The sequence below is a fragment of the Paenibacillus sp. FSL H7-0918 genome (genome assembly GCF_038007025.1).
In the GTDB taxonomy this organism is placed as follows: domain Bacteria; phylum Bacillota; class Bacilli; order Paenibacillales; family Paenibacillaceae; genus Paenibacillus_AQ; species Paenibacillus_AQ odorifer.
Genome location: NZ_JBBOWJ010000003.1, coordinates 532,906 through 550,525 on the forward strand (window position 1 = coordinate 532,906; position 17,620 = coordinate 550,525).

16 protein-coding genes are annotated in these 17,620 nt (G+C 41.0%); all 16 read right to left on the reverse strand.

Annotated features, from left to right (window positions below):
• Positions 1–73: 73 nt before the first annotated feature.
• A complete protein-coding gene (locus tag MHI15_RS22175) occupies positions 74–490 on the reverse strand; it encodes an SRPBCC family protein (RefSeq protein WP_076125634.1) in 417 nt (138 codons plus the stop codon).
• Positions 491–492: 2 nt separating this feature from the next.
• Positions 493–813, reverse strand: coding sequence for an ArsR/SmtB family transcription factor (locus MHI15_RS22180; protein ID WP_038571021.1), 321 nt, complete (start codon positions 811–813; stop codon positions 493–495).
• Positions 814–1,029: 216 nt separating this feature from the next.
• Positions 1,030–2,502 (reverse strand): glycoside hydrolase family 1 protein, encoded by a 1,473-nt coding sequence (locus MHI15_RS22185; protein ID WP_341164886.1) that lies wholly within the window; start codon positions 2,500–2,502, stop codon positions 1,030–1,032.
• Between the two features lie 42 nt (positions 2,503–2,544).
• Entirely contained in the window at positions 2,545–3,843 is a 1,299-nt protein-coding gene (gene celB, locus MHI15_RS22190; protein ID WP_038571015.1) for a PTS cellobiose transporter subunit IIC, read from the reverse strand.
• Positions 3,844–3,902: 59 nt separating this feature from the next.
• Positions 3,903–4,226, reverse strand: a complete 324-nt coding sequence (locus MHI15_RS22195) for a PTS lactose/cellobiose transporter subunit IIA (protein ID WP_051490993.1) — start codon at positions 4,224–4,226, stop codon at positions 3,903–3,905.
• A gap of 23 nt (positions 4,227–4,249) precedes the next feature.
• Entirely contained in the window at positions 4,250–4,567 is a 318-nt protein-coding gene (locus tag MHI15_RS22200) for a PTS sugar transporter subunit IIB (protein ID WP_036677859.1), read from the reverse strand.
• A 143-nt stretch (positions 4,568–4,710) separates the two neighbouring features.
• Entirely contained in the window at positions 4,711–6,633 is a 1,923-nt protein-coding gene (locus tag MHI15_RS22205; protein ID WP_341164887.1) for a BglG family transcription antiterminator, read from the reverse strand.
• Between the two features lie 221 nt (positions 6,634–6,854).
• Complete coding sequence (locus MHI15_RS22210) at positions 6,855–7,745, reverse strand: hypothetical protein (protein WP_036677862.1); 891 nt, start codon at positions 7,743–7,745, stop codon at positions 6,855–6,857.
• A gap of 213 nt (positions 7,746–7,958) precedes the next feature.
• A complete protein-coding gene (locus MHI15_RS22215; protein ID WP_036677864.1) occupies positions 7,959–8,879 on the reverse strand; it encodes a metal ABC transporter substrate-binding protein in 921 nt (306 codons plus the stop codon).
• On the reverse strand, positions 8,876–9,718 hold the full coding sequence (locus tag MHI15_RS22220; RefSeq protein WP_036677866.1) for a metal ABC transporter permease: 843 nt from the start codon (positions 9,716–9,718) through the stop codon (positions 8,876–8,878). The genes MHI15_RS22215 and MHI15_RS22220 overlap by 4 nt, the downstream gene beginning before the upstream one ends.
• Positions 9,711–10,454 (reverse strand): metal ABC transporter ATP-binding protein, encoded by a 744-nt coding sequence (locus MHI15_RS22225; protein ID WP_341164998.1) that lies wholly within the window; start codon positions 10,452–10,454, stop codon positions 9,711–9,713. The genes MHI15_RS22220 and MHI15_RS22225 overlap by 8 nt, the downstream gene beginning before the upstream one ends.
• 239 nt (positions 10,455–10,693) lie before the next feature.
• Positions 10,694–12,496: an alpha-L-fucosidase gene (locus MHI15_RS22230; RefSeq protein WP_341164888.1), complete on the reverse strand. Its 1,803-nt coding sequence runs from the start codon at positions 12,494–12,496 to the stop codon at positions 10,694–10,696.
• A complete protein-coding gene (locus tag MHI15_RS22235; protein ID WP_341164889.1) occupies positions 12,490–13,656 on the reverse strand; it encodes a glycoside hydrolase family 88 protein in 1,167 nt (388 codons plus the stop codon). The genes MHI15_RS22230 and MHI15_RS22235 overlap by 7 nt, the downstream gene beginning before the upstream one ends.
• A gap of 47 nt (positions 13,657–13,703) precedes the next feature.
• Complete coding sequence (locus tag MHI15_RS22240) at positions 13,704–14,735, reverse strand: glycoside hydrolase family protein (protein ID WP_175623536.1); 1,032 nt, start codon at positions 14,733–14,735, stop codon at positions 13,704–13,706.
• 16 nt (positions 14,736–14,751) lie between these two features.
• Positions 14,752–15,951 (reverse strand): glucuronate isomerase, encoded by a 1,200-nt coding sequence (locus MHI15_RS22245; RefSeq protein WP_256718969.1) that lies wholly within the window; start codon positions 15,949–15,951, stop codon positions 14,752–14,754.
• A gap of 59 nt (positions 15,952–16,010) precedes the next feature.
• Positions 16,011–17,573, reverse strand: coding sequence for an extracellular solute-binding protein (locus MHI15_RS22250; protein ID WP_341164890.1), 1,563 nt, complete (start codon positions 17,571–17,573; stop codon positions 16,011–16,013).
• Positions 17,574–17,620 lie beyond the last annotated feature (47 nt).

Consider the following 17,620-nt stretch of genomic DNA (forward strand, 5'->3'; position numbering starts at 1 on the left):
TCTAGTATTGCCATGATTTATTCCATTAAAAAGGGCACTTTCCTTGTTCCAGAAAAGCGCCCTATTCTTGAAATTATAATTCTGCTAATACCTTTTCGAGCTGACCACCCATATTTGTCCAAGCATATTTAGCACCTTCGATGGCTCCTTGGCGGGCTTTCGTCTCTTCACTAAATCCTGATTGATCTAAATGGAGATTAACCTTCCCCTCTGAATCTTGACTCAAAGTCCAAGTAACAGTTGTACTTTCTCCCGCACTATTCCAAGTATAAGATAACGTATGCGGCTCATCCACGACGAGTACTTCGCTATCTACAATTCCATCCCACCATTCATTTGGCTCAGCACGGAATTGAAATTTATGACCAACGACGGGTTTAAAATCATTACTCCAGATCCATTTCGCAAGCGTATCCGAATCCGTTAAAGCATTCCATACCTTCTCGATCGAACTTGTAAATTGAAAATCTAATGATACATCTGGTTTCATAGTTATTCCTCCAATATAAGTTTTAATTTATCAATTCTTTGTTTCCAGAATCCTTCATAAAAAGATACCCAATCTTGAATTTCTTTCAAAGGATTGGCATTCAACCGATACCTCGTCTCTCTGCCAACCTTTCGAGCAATTACGAGACCAGCATCTTTAAGTATATTTAAATGCTTCGAAACGGCTGTACGACCCATTTCAAAATGAATCGTTATCTCATACAGAGGTAATTCATCAACATCAGCCAGAATTTGAAGAAGTTTTCGTCTTGTTGGATCCGCAACAGCGTCATAAACATCTCTCACTTGACTATTGTCGCTCACAACCACCCCCACCTTTTCCGTAATATTTCCTGTAATGTCACCTAGTATCCATCATTATTAATTAATAGGACACCATTTGGTGTCTAATTGATTATAAGACACCAAATGGTCACATGTCAACAATTCAGTAAAAAAAGCATTACCAAAAGCGAGTCCAGCATAGGACTGCTTTTGATAATGCCTCCAGATAAATCATTTCGTTGTACGCTTTAATAATTAATCTAATTGTTCTCCATTAGTAGCGATAACATTTTTGTACCAATAAAATGATTTTTTCTTTATACGACGTTTTGTACCTCTGCCCATATCATCTTGGTCCACATAAATGTAACCATAACGTTTGGACATTTGATTTGTTCCTGCACTCACCATATCTATGCAACCCCAGCTTGTGTAGCCCATTACATCTACACCATCTGCAATGGCTTCTTTTATTTGCTTAATATGTTCTTTTAAATAATCAATTCGGTAATCATCCTCTATAACATCGCCTTCTTGTAATACGTCTAAGGCACCTAGGCCATTCTCTGCAACAAGTACCGGCTTTTGATAGAGGTCATACAATTGGTTTATTGCAGTTCGTAAACCCTTAGGATCAATCTGCCAACCCCAATCACTCGATGGTAAATAAGGATTTTTCACTCCGCCTGTAAGCAAATTCCCTTCTGCGCCTTCTATCTTTTCTGGATGTGCACTGACTGCACCAGACATATAGTAGCTAAAGGATACATAATCCACTGGATAGTCTTTCATGATTTGTTCATCCTCGGGCTCTGTTTTCAAAACTATATTTTTTTCTGCAAACATTCGAGCGGTATAAGCCGGATAGTAACCTCTCGCTTGAACATCAGTAAAGAATAAAGAGGTACGTTGTTTATCAACTGTGGCTTGAACGTCGTCAGGATCACAGCTATAAGGAACAAGAAGTTGATAACTAACCATACATCCAACCATTGCTTGAGGATTACTTTCTTTACACGCTTTGGTTGCAAGTGCACTTGCGACAAATTGATGATGCGCTCCTTGAAACATTGCTTGTTCAATATTCGGGTGATTTTCTTCGATAACCCCTAAACTTACATATTGGTGGTGTACTACACAGTTAATTTCATTAAAAGTCATCCAATATTTCACTTTATACTTGTATCTTTCAGCTACAGTGGTTGCATAGCGAACAAAGAAATCTATAACTTTCCGGTTCACCCAACCTCCATACTTAGTTGTTAGATGAAGTGGCATTTCATAATGGGATAAAGTAACAATAGGCTCAATTCCATATTTGTTCAATTCATCAAACACACGATCATAAAATGCAAGACCTTCTTCATTAGGGATTAATTCATCCCCATTTGGAAAAATACGAGTCCAAGCAATGGACATACGGAAGGCTTTAAAACCCATTTCGGCCAATAAAGCAATATCTTCTTTATAGTGGTGATAAAAATCCACCCCATGTCTTTTGGGATAATACTTTTCACTTGCGGGATCTTGTGCTTCTTCTATTTGTTTATGAGTCATGAGGTGCCACTGGTCAGACCAGTTTTTTTTAGGGGTGTTTTCGTCAAAAATATATACATCTGCTAGAGAAAGCCCTTTACCGCCAACATTACTTGCTCCTTCTAGTTGATTGGCAGCTGCTGCTCCTCCCCATAAAAAGTTTTCTGGAAATGTCGTTTTCAATTCAAACATGTGTAAACCCTCCTTGTTGTTAAATAAAACATATGCTACGGATTAAACCTGTTGGATAAGGGCATCTTGTTCTTCTTTATATTTTTGATTATCCATTATTCTAAAGAACGGATAGTAAATAATAAACGCTACTGCAAACAGTACAATTTGTAAGATCATTCCCGAGATACTACCTGTCATCAAATATCCGCCGATAATTAATGGCATTGTTCCCGGTGGCAGTACACCTATTGGCAACGCTACTAATCCAAAATCCATGGAGAGATAGGTTATCAAAACAGTAACAATCGGTGTTATAAGAAATGGGATTAACATCATTGGGTTTAATACGATAGGCATCCCAAAGATTAACGGCTCATTGATATTAAATAGTCCTGGTCCAATCGTCAGTCGACCCATTTGTTTCAGCTGTTTGCTCTTCGCAAAGAATAACATAGCAATCGTTAGTCCTAGAGTTGCACCAGATCCACCGATAAAGATAAGATATCTGAATTCTGCTGTAACAATATTATGGACGGGTGAACCCGCTGCGTAGGCTGCAGCATTTTCTGAGGTCAATTGCAACCAGATAGGCAACATGACAGAACCTACAATGGTGGAACCATGTAATCCGATTGCCCATAATAAGTTGATTAACAAGAACACAACAATTGTTCCCGCTAAGCTTGTTCCAACAGTGGTTAATGGTTGTTGAAGAAGCTTGGCAACAATGGTATGCACGTTATCAAAACCAGTAAAGTTCTCAACAAGTAGGCGAACTCCCCAGACACTCACGATAACAAAGAAACCAGGAATAATCGCTGTAAAGGATTTAGCAACTGTTGGCGGCACACCATCCGGCATTTTAATAACTATATTTTTTTGTACGATTCTGCGATATATTTCTGTTGCGAAGATTGCGGTTAACAATCCTACAAATAAACCTTGACTCGAAAAATAATTCACGTTCATTGCTTTTGTGACAACATCATCTACTGTGAAAGAAGTTGATGGAGTGACTACAAAATATGAACATAATGCCACAGCCCCTGAAGAAAGCGGATCCACTTTATAGCTCTCTGCTAGTCTGTATCCCACGGCAAATGTTGCAACTAATGCGACAAGGTTAAATGTACCATTGTACGGATATAGTAAGGCTGTTTTGATATTTGGATGGGCGACCAAGAAATCTAAATAGGCTGGAATTGGCAGGTTTGCTAAGATTAAAAAAATGGAACCGATAATAATAAACGGGATAGTTAAAACCATTGCATCGCGAAGCGCTTGTAAATGCCGCTGACCAGAGATTTTACCTGCAACTGGCATTACCTTATCTTCTAAAAATTTCGTTATTTTATCCATAGTTTCTTGCACGCTCCCGAAGAAGTATTTTCTTATTGCGATGCCACTTCTTTTTGATCCTATTTTGAAAGCTTATAAAGTTCAATGATTTCCGTAACAAGTAAAGAAATGGTCTCTACACTCATTAGTTGGTCTTCAGCATGCATAAGGATCAGTGAGAATTGAAGCTGTTCGCCATTTGCTTCTCTTTTGATTAATGATTTATGCATTTTATGACCTTCTCTAAAAAATTGCTTTGATTCTTCTAATTTTTCTTGTGCCTCTTTAAATTCTCCCTCTTTGGCTGCGTAAAGCGCCTCCATTACTAAGCTTTTAGCTGCGCCTACATTACTGATAATGTTAAAAGCCACAGTATAGTATTCCTCTTTCACTTCATCTACCATTTCTCTCTACTCCTCTCTTATCTCTATTTACTTTCAATTAATTGCAAGGCTTGTTCAAGTACTTTTTCACCGTTCATCATTCCGTAATTCAACATATCAATAGCTTCTATAGGAATGTTTTTATCTGCTAATCTTGTTTCTAATTGCTTTTTCATATATTTCACCTGAGGTCCTAACAATAAGACATCAACCTTTTTCTCTTGCAAAGTAATATCAATTTCAGATGCTGATTTAGCAAAAACATCGACATCCAACCCTTTTTCTTCAACAACCTTCTGCATTTTTGTTACTAAAAGGCTTGTACTCATTCCTGCTGAACACACTAACATAATTGTATTCATATTGACTTCCCCCTAAAATTATCATTTATTGAACACCTTTAGTGTAAACTTAAATCGCTTTCTTTTTAAGCTAACCTTTTTCCAAATCAACAGGAAACGGTTACATTGCAAATAGTAAGGCAGTACCTAATTTCTCACTCACTCTAGTTTAGTAATTGTATAATTTCTTCCACAGAGTCCTTAGCAAGGATCTGCACAACAATCTCTTTATCCTCTATCAATGATCCTAGCTTTTTATACATTTTATCTAGGTCGACATTGTTTCCTTCTTTAATGTTTAATAAACAAATTAATTGCACCATTTGCTTATCATTCCAACGAATAGGACGTTTTAACGTACAGATTGTCCAAAAGGTTTCCGAGGTAACAGGAAGTGAAGGATGTGGAACAGCGACAAGATTTCCAAAACTAGTGGGTGCATAGGACTCTCTTTCAACTACTAAGGATTCATAATGCTCTGGTACAAGTCCTTGTTTTGTTAGCTCATTGCTTAAAAAATGAATCACACTTTCCTTTGTGGTAAATTCTTTTTTCACGAATACTCTAGATGCGTCAAGGTAAGAATGAGTTTCTGCCACCTGTTCTGAAGACAGTAAGACGTCCTTGATTCTTTTGAGGTCTTTAGCTTCTAGAAAGGTATTTACAACATAGACGGGAATACCTATATCTTCATTGATCGGAACTGTACTGATAATAAAATCAATCGAGGATAGGTCCGTTTCTGCTAATTTGTAAAAACTAATTGTGTCTACAATCTGCAATAGATTCTCAAATGAATTGATCAATCGGTAATAAAGTAATTTGGCACTTCCAACACCAGACGCACATACAAGAATAACTCGTTTTATTTTTTTGTTTTTATTTTTCATTCTTTCTAAAGCAACCCCAATGTGCAAAGCAATGTAAGCAACTTCATGTTCTCCAACTTCTAAATCCAAATAGTAATTAATACATTTACTCGCAATAAGTGCTCCTTCGAATGCGGCTGGAAAACTCGTCTTAATATCATTTAACAGAGGATTTCTAAAATTCATGTTGTATCTTAATCTATTCATCGCAGGCCTAATGTGAAGGGTCAGGGCTTGAATAAATTCATGGTCATGGCCAAAATCCCAATTCAACTCAGTTTGTAAACTTTTCAAAATACAGCTGACAATGGAGTCCACTTCATCGAACTTACTGTACTCCGTTAGATTTTCTTTCGGCAGCAATTTTGTTCCAACCAAATGGATGATAATATAATTAATCTCTGAATCGGAAAAGAGCAGATCCGTGAAATCTTCTATGTCTTTAACAATTTCATGGGCAACAATTTTTTCAAAAGGATACTCTTCCATAAGATTTACCGACGGTTGTTCGATTAAAAATCCCTCTTCGATACGTTTACAAGCTATTATTAAGTGAATAGCGAGGTTTTCCAAGGAAATATCTGAAATCTCAATTTTGTATTTATTTACTTTGCCGATGATTATTTCTTTGATTTTCGTGTATACCTCTTTGTCAAACAAAGTAAAGTTATCGAAAGTTGGATCGGAGTTATCTTCTCTTTTGTATAAAAAATTAGACAAACATATTCGTTTCTTAAATTCATCGCCCTCTATAAACAGGCCATAATGAGGCCGATTAACTAAATTCAGGTTGTATTTTTCCAGTATCTTACGCACTTCTTTTAGATCGTTTTGGATTGTCGATTTAGATACAAACATCTCATCTTCAATAGTGGCTAACTTGATATACTTATTTTCTAATAAAAACCGACTCAACAAATAAAGAACCCTATTATCTTGTTCAGAAAAGTCTACTGTAGAAGGATTGATTTTATCATTAGTTAACTCATTTAATTTTTGGGAAAATATATCTTTATCGAAGACTCTTACAACGAAGCCCTTCCCACGAATTAACTCTATTTTTAGTCCTACTATGGCGGATATATTTTGTAACTCTTTCAAATCATTACGGATCGTTCGATCGCTAACATTCAGTTCCTTAGAAATCCATGCAGCTGTGACAGGTTGATTAGAATTAATTAAGTATAAAAGTATTTCTTTTTGCCGTTTTGAAAACAATTGTATCCCTCTTTCTTATCCAGAGTATGAATATGAGCTAATATTAACTGAAGCATACATTTACATACATTTGCTCATTTTTTTATATCGGTTACAATATCACTTCCTAAGAAAATTTGATAGTGTTCTTACAGTAACATACGAAACAGGCGTCCTCATTTAAGAAGACACCTGTTTAAATTTCAGCTTCGTTTGACGAGTCATGGCAAGAAATTTGCGGGTTAACTCAACTTCTGCTGCAGTATAATTGCTAGCTCTTCTGCTGAATCCCACACAATAGGACGAATATCCTTAAGCTGTACAAAAAGTTTATCCGCCTCAATACTGTTTACGGTCCATAGTACGGGTATGTTTAAACCAAGTGCATATCCCGCTGAAAAATACACCTCTGGGGATTGCCCCGTTAAATCTGCGATAATCAGTTTGCTTTCTGCGATTTGATCCAACTCGTATTTTTCGCCGTTTTGAGTTTTCGTATGTGTTAATAAGCGCGGCAGGAAACCACACTGTTCTATTTTGGGCAATAACTTCTCCAGCCATGTTGTAGACAAATTTTCTTCATCCGACACGAGCACGAGACAAGGTTTTAGTTTTTTACCTCCAGCGCTTTCCGCAGCTTCATTCCAGCCGGTTTCAGTAAGCTTAAAGGTCATGCCTTCCCTGATCAGAAGCTGATCACTTATCAACTTGTCTATGATGTATACCAGCTCTTGCAGATTGGGAGAATACGTCAAGTTATAGCTGCTAGAGAGGGGTTGAATGACAACCGCTTCCCCCGGGCCTTCAGAATGTCTATATAAATATTGCAGTAGACGGTTTCCTTTATCTTCAATGCTCACAGGTATTTTGGGTGAATTTACAATGGACTCTAAATCATCAGCAGATATAGTGATCTTTTCATCACAATCAGTCAGCTCACGTATGTAAGCAGATACTACATGAAGCATGTCGCGTTTCTTTTGATGCGGGAGCGAATTAATGGGTTCGTAGCTGTCTCTACGTAGACTATAAAACCCGCCTGGTGAACAAGAACAGCCTATATATCTATCGTTATCGCCTTCTGGTTCAATGGAAACAATCTCATCACAGAACAAACAGTGTTTCTTAATCATGACAACTCTTCACCTCTTATTAAGTGTTAGCCTCTACCTTACCAAGATTTTTTTGAAAAGTAGACAAGAAGATATTTCCTGTAGCAGGTTATCCCATGGCGTAAACGTAATATTTCGAGGCTCGAATGTAGATTTTATTCAATAAAAAACCGACATAATCATCAGCTAAAAAACTGAATCTTAGGTCGGTTAATATAGGCTTGGAGCCGGCATTTAGGATTGAGATAAACCTTCTATAACTTTATCAATATTCCATTTGATCATCTTAATGTATGTGTCGCCCTCTTCGCCTTTCTTAGCTAAAGAATCGGTGAAAATCTTAGAGTGTATCGGTACTCCCGTTTCATTTGCGATAGTTTCCATTGTTTTTGGATTTACGCTAGTTTCCAGAAATAATGCAGGCACTTGATTTTCATCAATGATCTTAATTATGTTTTTCATTTGTTCAGGCGTTCCTTGACTATCCGTATTGATCTCCCAGATAAAAGCTGATTCAAATCCGTAAGCTTTGGAAAAATATTTGAATGCTCCTTCGCTGGTAACAAGGATACGTTTCTCTTGTGGAATTTTTTCGACCGCTTCTTTTGCATATTGATCCAATTCATTCAGTTTCTTAACATATTCCGATTGATTATTAAGATAAAATTCTTTGTTGTCGGGATCTTTTTCGATTACACGTTTTGTGATGATATCTACATATTTTATTGAATTCTGAATATCCAGCCAGGCATGAGGATCTACCTGTGTTTCTTTTCCTTTTTCTGTTAGGTACATTGGAGATACTTCATCTGAGACTGCAAAAGCAACATCCTTTTTATTAGTCACATCTAGAAGATCTTGAAACCACCCCTTACCTGTTTCTAGGTTCAAACCGTTATAAAACACTAAATCTGCGCTAGAAACCTTACTTGTATCCTTGGGTAATGGATCGTACATATGCGGATCTGTTCCGATGGGTACCATACTGTAAACTTCAGCTTTCTCCCCTACAATGTTTTCGGTCATATCAGCGATAATGGAGTACGTTGCAACAATCTGCAGCTTATCATGGTCTGCATCTCCTTCACTAATCTTTGAGCATGCGGTAAGAAGTACGATAAACATTGTCAAAGAGAGTATTTTTATGGTCTTCATCCTTGTTTCAACCCTTTCCTGAAAAAATTATTTTTGGGTGAGATTATAAATGAAATTCCGAACATGCTTACGCCGACCAGAACAATCGTGGCACTTGTAGGTAAATTGAATTTAAAGCTTACAATTACACCTATAATCCCTGATACAGCGCCAATTGTAGAAGCCAGGATAATCATGTGGAACAGCTTATTCGTCCAGAGATAGGATGTAGCAGCCGGAATAACCAGCATTGCAATCACAAGCACAATTCCTACTTGAGATAACGAAGATACGGTAACCACAGATAGGAGCATCATCAATAAATAATGATAGAACCCTGTTTTTAACCCATAGGCTTTGGAAACAACCGGATCAAACGAACTCATTAAAAGCTCTTTATATAGCAATGAAATGATGGCAATAACAACAATCATAATAATAAAGGATTGCATTAACTCCGACTGTGGGACGGCCAGAATATTACCAAACAGAATGTGAGTTAGATCAAGCCCGCTTTTGGCAAAAGTAATTAGGACGATACCTAGCGCAAAAAATGAGCTGAGAATAATGCCGATAGAGGTGTCACTTTTAATATTGCTGCGACTTGTAATAAATTGAATGAGAACCGCTGCTAATAGTCCAAATAGTGAAGCTCCAAGAAGAATGTTGATGCCTAAGATATAAGATAACGCCACCCCGGGTAACACCGCATGTGATAACGCATCTCCCATTAATGACATCTTTCTAAGTACAATAAAGCTTCCTAAAACCCCTGATACAATTCCAAGAATGATAGCAGATAATCCCGCGTTAAGTGCATATATCGGAATGTTTAATACTCCTGAGAAATAATCAATCATGATCTGTCGCCCCCATCCCTTTGATCACCAGATTACCTAAGGAGGCACCATAGGCGCTGAGGATATTCTCTGGCGTAAAGGTGTCTTTAACGTCACCAAAAGCAATTAATTTCTTATTGAGAATGATGACTTTGTCAAAATATTCTTCGACCTCATGCAAATCGTGATGAACGATGAGTATGGTTTTTCCTTCTTCGCGAAGTTGTTTTAGCAGCTTTACAATGATTTTCTCACTGACTAAATCTATGCCTACAAAAGGTTCATCTAAAAAAAATACATTTGCTTGTTGTGCAAGTGCCCTGGCGATAAAAACTCTTTGGAGTTGTCCCCCGGACAGATTGCTGATTTGTTTATTCGCAAGATCACTTATATCCACCATCGCCATACATTCCTCGACTCTTTGCCGCTCTGTTTTTCCGGGAGTCTGGAAGATTCGCAAATTAGGGTAAGTTCCAGTCAGCACTGTATCCCTTACCGTGATTGGAAAAGAAAGATCAATGTCATTCTTTTGCGGCACATATGCGATCTTCCGTTTGTACTCAGAAACATCTTTTCCCTCCACCATAACTGATCCTGTTCTCTTCTTTATCACCTCTAACAATGACTTGATGAATGTAGATTTCCCCGCACCATTTGGTCCGATAATTCCGATTGTATACCCAAAGGGGATATCAATATTTACATTTTCTAGTGCAGAATTACCGAAATAATCTACGTTTAGGTTTCTGATTTCAATCATAAAAAAACTCCTTATCTCTGTTAAGTTCATATGTAGCACTGTTCTGTTCATCCTGTTAATTTATTTCCCGATAGAAACAATGATTCCTTTGATCCAATTTGTTTCCCTAGGTAAACTTTTATTCTTATATACAATATATTTACCCGAGGGCAATATGTCAACAACATTCCTTAAATCAACAAAAAAAAAGAACCCAAGTGATTTGAGTTCTTTTGCATTATTTCAATATAAAAATCTCATAGTTGCAGTAGTTTTAAACATCTAGGCTGCATCAAATAACCCCCTGTAATACGCTCTGCCTGCAATTGAATCGTATATTCTCCTGCCGTGGGGAAATACAGCTCACCTACTTGAAAGCTTTGAAAATTACTAACCCCATCAGTAGAATGAACTTTAGCTTGTAAAATTTGATCCGCTGCCTTGATGAGGTAGACTCCGCCACCACCATTCTCTCCTTCTTCGCTGCGATATTCGATACTAACCTGAAATCTTACCGGACCTAATGTCCGGACATGCCAAATTGCGGTATCCTCTCTATCCTTCCAGTCCAACAGATTATCATGGTCTTTTTTTCCTGTATCGTAACGGAGGGTTGGACCAACGATCTCACTTTCAAATACCCCTAATTCTTGTAAGGTATCTTCTCCAAATTCCAATAATCGGATTGGATTACCTTCTACAGGTTCTGCACAGACAATTGCGATGACCAGCGGCATGTTGTTAGAATTTTCGGCAAAGTTCGGTAAGCTGGGGAGTTCGACTTCCAGATCCTGCTCAGATAGCTTTGTGAAAATCAGCTCCTCCCCTCCATCTAAAGCAAATACCTTTTGAACAGCGGTCTTCAGACCGGGGACGATTAGCTTATTTCTCTTCTTAAGATCGAAAACATGCAGATATAATGTGTTTCCTTTCAGAGTGCATCTGCCCCATGACGGTTTGGCTGTGGGCGATTCTCCAGCACCGTAAATGCTATCCCCATTGGTATTTAACCAATCTCCTACATCAAGCAAAATGGATTCGGATACCGGATCCCATTCCCCTGTTGCTGTTGGGCCGATATTGATTACCAGATTTCCATTTTTACTTACAACATCGATGATCTGGCGGATGATAGTTACAGGGGATTTCCAATGGTGATCGGATCTCTTATACCCCCATGAGTCGTTTAACGTAATAATATTCTCCCAGTACTTACCAAGGTTACGAGTCGTAAGTTGATTATCAGATGTATTTGAATAATCTCCAAGTGGTGCTTTCCATACTCTGCTATTGACCAAACATTCTGGCTGAATTGCATGAACCGCCGCCAAAAACGCTTCTCCTTGCTCACGGGTCAGTTTGCCTCCGCAATCAAACCACATTAAACCAACTTTGCCGTAGTCCGTCAGCAGCTCACGGACTTGAGGGATTGATTTGCTGTGCAAATATCGTTCAAAGCGGGTGCGTTTATCGGTATCATTTATCCACGTTTGAACGTCATCGTAAGCGCCGATATTCAGTGGATAATCCCAGGTATTCCCTTGAGAGTCTGGATCATGCCAATCCATCGCATGAGAGTAGTAAATTCCGAGTACCATTTTTTCCGCACGACATGCCTCCATTAGTTCCCGAAGGGGATCACGGCCCAATGAGGTGTGCTTGACGATCGAATATTCGGATACACTTGAGTCATACATCGCGAAGCCGTCGTGATGTTTAGCTGTAAAGATGATATATTTTAGGCCAGCACGCTTGGCAGTCCGTACCCACTTCATTGCATCAAAAGCTGATGGATTGAACGCTGCGGCCATTTCCTCATATTCAGCCACTGGGATCTTCGCGCGTAGCATAATATGCTCACTGTAAGAAGCTTGTATTTCTTTTCCCTTCCATTCACCCGCAGGCAGGGCATAAGGGCCCCAGTGAATAAACAAGCCGAGCCTGGCTTCCTGCCACCATTCCATACGCCGAGCCTGCTCGTTATCTATCGGAGTTTCGACCGACTGTATACTATACGGATCATCGAGAAGGTTTTCTGTTGTTTTTCCGTTCCTTACCATAACTGAAGAACGGCTCCGCGGAGTTTAGATACAGCCTCGACGAAGAAATAATCGCCATAGATCAGTGGCGTATCAATGTGCACACCCCCTGGAAGATTGGATGTTCCAGAAAGAATCAAACCCTCCTCTTCCGGAATGTCCCAAGTCCCATAATTCTCATAAAGTGAGCGAACGATTTGTTCTGCGGCTCGCAGGTAAAAAGAGGCTTCCGCCTGTGGTACGATCTTTGCCAGCTCAATCAAGCCACATGCCGCACATGCACCAGCAGAGGTATCACGCGGCTTTTCGCCTGCATCAGGTGCCCTGAAATCCCAGTGAGGTACATGATCCTCCGGAAGATTAGCTAAGAAGAAGTGCGCAGCTCTTTTAGCTCCCGTTAGAAACTTATTATCTCCGGTATAGTGAAAAGACAAAGTAAGACCGTAAATCATCCATGCGCTGCCCCGTGCCCAAGCGGATTCTTCCGCATAACCTTGGCCGGCCATAGCGCCGATTTTTTCGCCTGATTCCGGGTTGAACTCCAGAATATGATAACTTGATCCATCCGGACGTAAAAAATGCTCAACTACCGTTTCCGCATGCGCAGCGGCGATATGCCGGAAACGCGGATCCTCTGTAACTTCCGATGCCCAGTATAGTAAGGGCAGATTCATTACAGTATCAATGATGGACCATCCCGCCCGGTTTATCTTCTCCGTGTCATGCCAGGCTCTGATAAATGACCCTTTCAGGTTAAAGCGGCTGGCCAGTTGAGCAGCAGCCATCAACCCGCGCTGCTTGGAGCGTTCATTACCAGTCACTCGGTAATTGGCCAAAGCTGAGAGTGTCCATATAAAACCAGCATCATGATGTACGGTAAGGGCATAAAGAGGTTCATCCAATTTCTCTTCAATTTGCTCGGCGATTTCTTGCAGCGCCGGTTGATTACCTTCTGCGGCAATCTCCCATAAAATACCCGGCCAGAACCCTGCTGTCCACCACGATGGACGCATGTTGTCGTATACTCCGCTCACGGAAGCATGCGGAAAACTAACACCAATTCGCTTACTAGTCTTTTCCACTTTATTTACAATTTGTTGCCAAGCGCCATCCGCCCATTCCAGAGTAGACTCCGAAATTACCAGTTCGCGAGTTTGTTGAGTTGGTATTACTTCACTCATTTTAGTTCCTCCTGTAAACACTGATGATATTTATGAAATTTAATTTCTTAAAGCGTTGTCCGTAGTGGAATTACCATATTCCAAGTGTGCTTCGCATTTCGAAACCCTCCCGGTCCATCTGCTACTGCAGCGAATAAATGGGTAGGGACCCCTTCTTGAAATAATAGGAACGGACGTTCAAAGCTTCCCATCCACTGCTCTGTGCCGTCCTCCCAGAGTACCCGCCGGGAATACGATTGCGTTGAATCAGCCAGCTGCCAGTCGGTTCCATCCGTAGATGATGCAAATATCCCACCGTGCTTTTCTCCACATATCCGGCCATCCATATCCTTGGCGATCATTTGGTACCTGTCCGTGGTCCGCCAGATAAATGGATCTTCAATATGAGACCGCTCTGGTGGAAACAGCGGTGCGTTGTTAATTACTTTATATGGCCCTTCGTCCTTAGATGAACCGGCAATGCCAAGCGTCATCTGTCCATAGGAATTGCCCTCATATTTGCGAGCTTTATATACCAATAGCAAGGAGCCATCTTCGCGGATACAAGGAGCCGGATTGGATGTGAGAAAGCTGTCGAACCTGCCCGGACGTGTAGGCAGAATAGGTGCGTCCATCCTTATCCATGGTCCGAATACACTGTCGGCTATAGCTAAGCCAACACGTTTGTTGGCACGAGCGGCAATCACCCGATAGTCGTCAAGTTCCACTGTTTCATTAGGCTGCGGCTCAGCGAATGGATGAGTGGAACCCATATAATACAACAGATACTTATCACCATAACGAAGGATATGCGGATTATGGGTGCTTCGTCCGTCCCAGTATTCCGCTCCCCTTGCGGGTAGTACGGTTTCTTCGTACGTATAGGGTCCTTCCGCGTTATCGGCAGACGCGCGGACAATTTCTGAGCGGAGTAACCATCCCGGATGCATCGGCAGCCACTTCGGCCAACGGGATGCAAATAAATGAAAACGCCCATCCTCGCCACGCACAGCTGATCCACACCACACCCACCAATCCTCCATGCGGAACCCTCCGTTCAAAGGAGCAGGCAACATTCGGTCCATCAATGAAAAAGTCATTTTCTCCCTCCACGGCTTATTGCTTTACATCTGTTAGTCCATAACGTTTAGCAGCACTCCCATGTAGCCATTCCGCAGCAATATTCAGCGCCTCCTCCCGGCTGATCCAGCCTTCCGCTATTTGACTTTCCAAAAATCGCGCAAGTATTTTTTTAACGATCAGCAGCTTGCCATATGTCCATTCGATACAGCGCGCATCCGAGACAATGAGCGAACACTTGAGCGGGGCGAGTGCCTCCAACCGATACTGCATGCTCTGCAAATAGGTACTGGGTCTGAAGTTATACCACCACATCCCACCTACATGAACGTTAGGGAAATTCCATGCAGCCTGCACAATATCCAGGTTATTTAATTCTGAAGCCACCACCAGCTCAAACGGAATGGAATACCGTTCAAACAAACCATACAGTTTAACAATCCGTAGCGGATCGTTAACTGGCGCAGCCGATGTATTACACCATCTGCGTTCGACGCCGAGAAACAGCTGCAAGAACATTCCTCTTACTTGCAGTTCCGAACAGATATGATGAAGGAGCAGCATCATGATTTCATCCGGTTCAGTTACGCTGCTAAGATTGTAAACATCATGAGCATTGGCTTCAAAGGCTGGCAACGTAGTCATGATTCCCGGACAGCCCATCGTCTGATATGAGTGCAACTGCTCGCTAATAAACTTTTTCGCTTGAGTATAAGCCGCTTCCCGGCTGGGATCAGAGGCATCTGCAATATTCTTTGCCAGCTCAGGCAGCCAGGAGTCAATTCGAGGAATCAGTAGAGCATTTTCTCTCATGTGTGCAAAGTTGGCATGCTCCGGACGGTTTACAATAAACCGCTGCACATGCAGACGGTCAGCTACGTTTTGCGCCCAGCCGGGATCGTTACTTTGCTGTTTAACCGTTATATCCGCTTTGAACACCGACTCTGAATCAGTGATGGAGATACCGTACAAATCTTTCATGATTGCTGTAAAAGCACGATTCATCATCGTATTACGGGAAGCGTGGTAAGCTCTAACAAAAGAGTCAGTCCGTTTCTCTTTCGAAAGTTGGTCCGCATCCGCCGGATATCCTGCTGACTGAAGCTCTTGGTTCAACCAGAAATAATCGGCTATTTCCCAGAAGTCAGCCGCGTTTAGCTTATCGCCGACGAGATGGGTATGTGTATCGATTACAGGCATACGCATGATTTCATCACACAAAGCAGTTTGACTCATCATACTCCCTCCTAACTGGCAGGAAGCCCTTCGAATGAAGAGGCTTCCTGAGAATCTTTCTATTTCCGGCTTTGCTGATTAAGGATTCCCTCATTATTTTTGTAGCGTTCTGTTGCTTCTTTTAAGATTTCTTCGCCGCCCTTTTGCTTATATTCCTCGATGACTTTTGGGAAATCGCTAATCGGTTCTTTGCCATAAATCATTTTGACCATATGGTCTATGATCAGTTTTGGTGCCTGATCGGGACGTTTGGAGGCAAGATCAGGGAACTTGCTGAAAGACTCCAGATCAGGTACAAATCCGATGCCCCCTAAGCCTTCTTTACTCAGAGTTTCATCCAATGCTTTCAAAACATCTTTACCACCCGTAAGCAGCTCAGTTCGTTCGCGGTTGATTGTTCCGTCCCCTACCCAGCGCAGCTGTGTGCGGAATTTCTCTTCATCTTGGGCAGCCTTGTTCTCTGGCAGCTTATAATCAACTTTTCCGTCTTTTACCGTGTAATTCTCGCCTTCAATCCCAAAGCTATAGAAATTACTGGCTTCCGGGGTCTGCATCCATTCAAACATTTGGATAATCCGGGCAGCCTTTTCTTTACTGACTTTATTGTTGATATACAGTGAGGTATTGACCGAACTATACAAGCCGTATCCTTTTTGTCCATGGTCACCGGTTGGCGACGAGATAATATCCACTTTCGCTTCCGGATTGGACGCGGCGATCTGGGTCCGGAAATCCAGGAGATTCTGCGCATTAGCTGTCCAGATCCCTGCATTGCCTGCAGCAATATTTTCACCATACTGTGCCGTTTGGATTGTCGCAAAATCCTTCTGAATGAGGCCTTCGTCATACATCGTTTTGTATACGTTCAGTGCTTTTTCCATATTCGCGGAATTATAAAATTTGGGTACGATCTCTCCATTGTCCTCTGTAAACTGATAGCCAAGCGCGTCATATGCACCAAATGCGATATCTGCATACTTGAAGTTCTCACGCATCTGATAAGGAGCGCTCACACCGAGTTTCTTAAAAGCCCGCAGCACATTCAAGAAATCCTCAATCGTTACAGGTACCGGAAGGCCAGTTTTCTCCAATAAATCAGTTCGGATAAAGGTAGCACGTCGAGACGGATTGCTGAGCCAAGTCGGAATGCCATATATTTTTCCATCGTAGCTGACTTCATCCCATGCTTCCTGCGGGACAACCTTCATCAGGTTGGGCGCATTCTCCTTCAGCAGATCATCCAGCGGCATAAAAACACCAGCCTGAACCGACCCAGCCATCGATTTATCCGTAGCCCCTCCGACATTTTGAACCACATCCGGGATATCACCGCCGGCAAACATAACAGCCATTTTGGAATCAAAGTCCTTCAAAGGAATTAACTTAATGTCTAAATCGACATTCGCCCGTTTCTCTAACTCCTTGACCCACTTATCGGTGTTAATGTCTTTAGAACTTTCCGTGTAAGCGTTTCCGCTTGTGTTTAACGAAATACTAAATTTAAGCGGTTTTGATTCGCCTGCTGCATCGACGTTACCGTCCGATGTTTCATTGCTTCCGCATCCTGCGACGAGACTTGAGACAAGCGCCGTGGATAGGATCAGACTAACCCATTTTTTCATCTGGATAATCCCCCTTATTAGTATAAAAAGGTATTTGGTTTACCTGT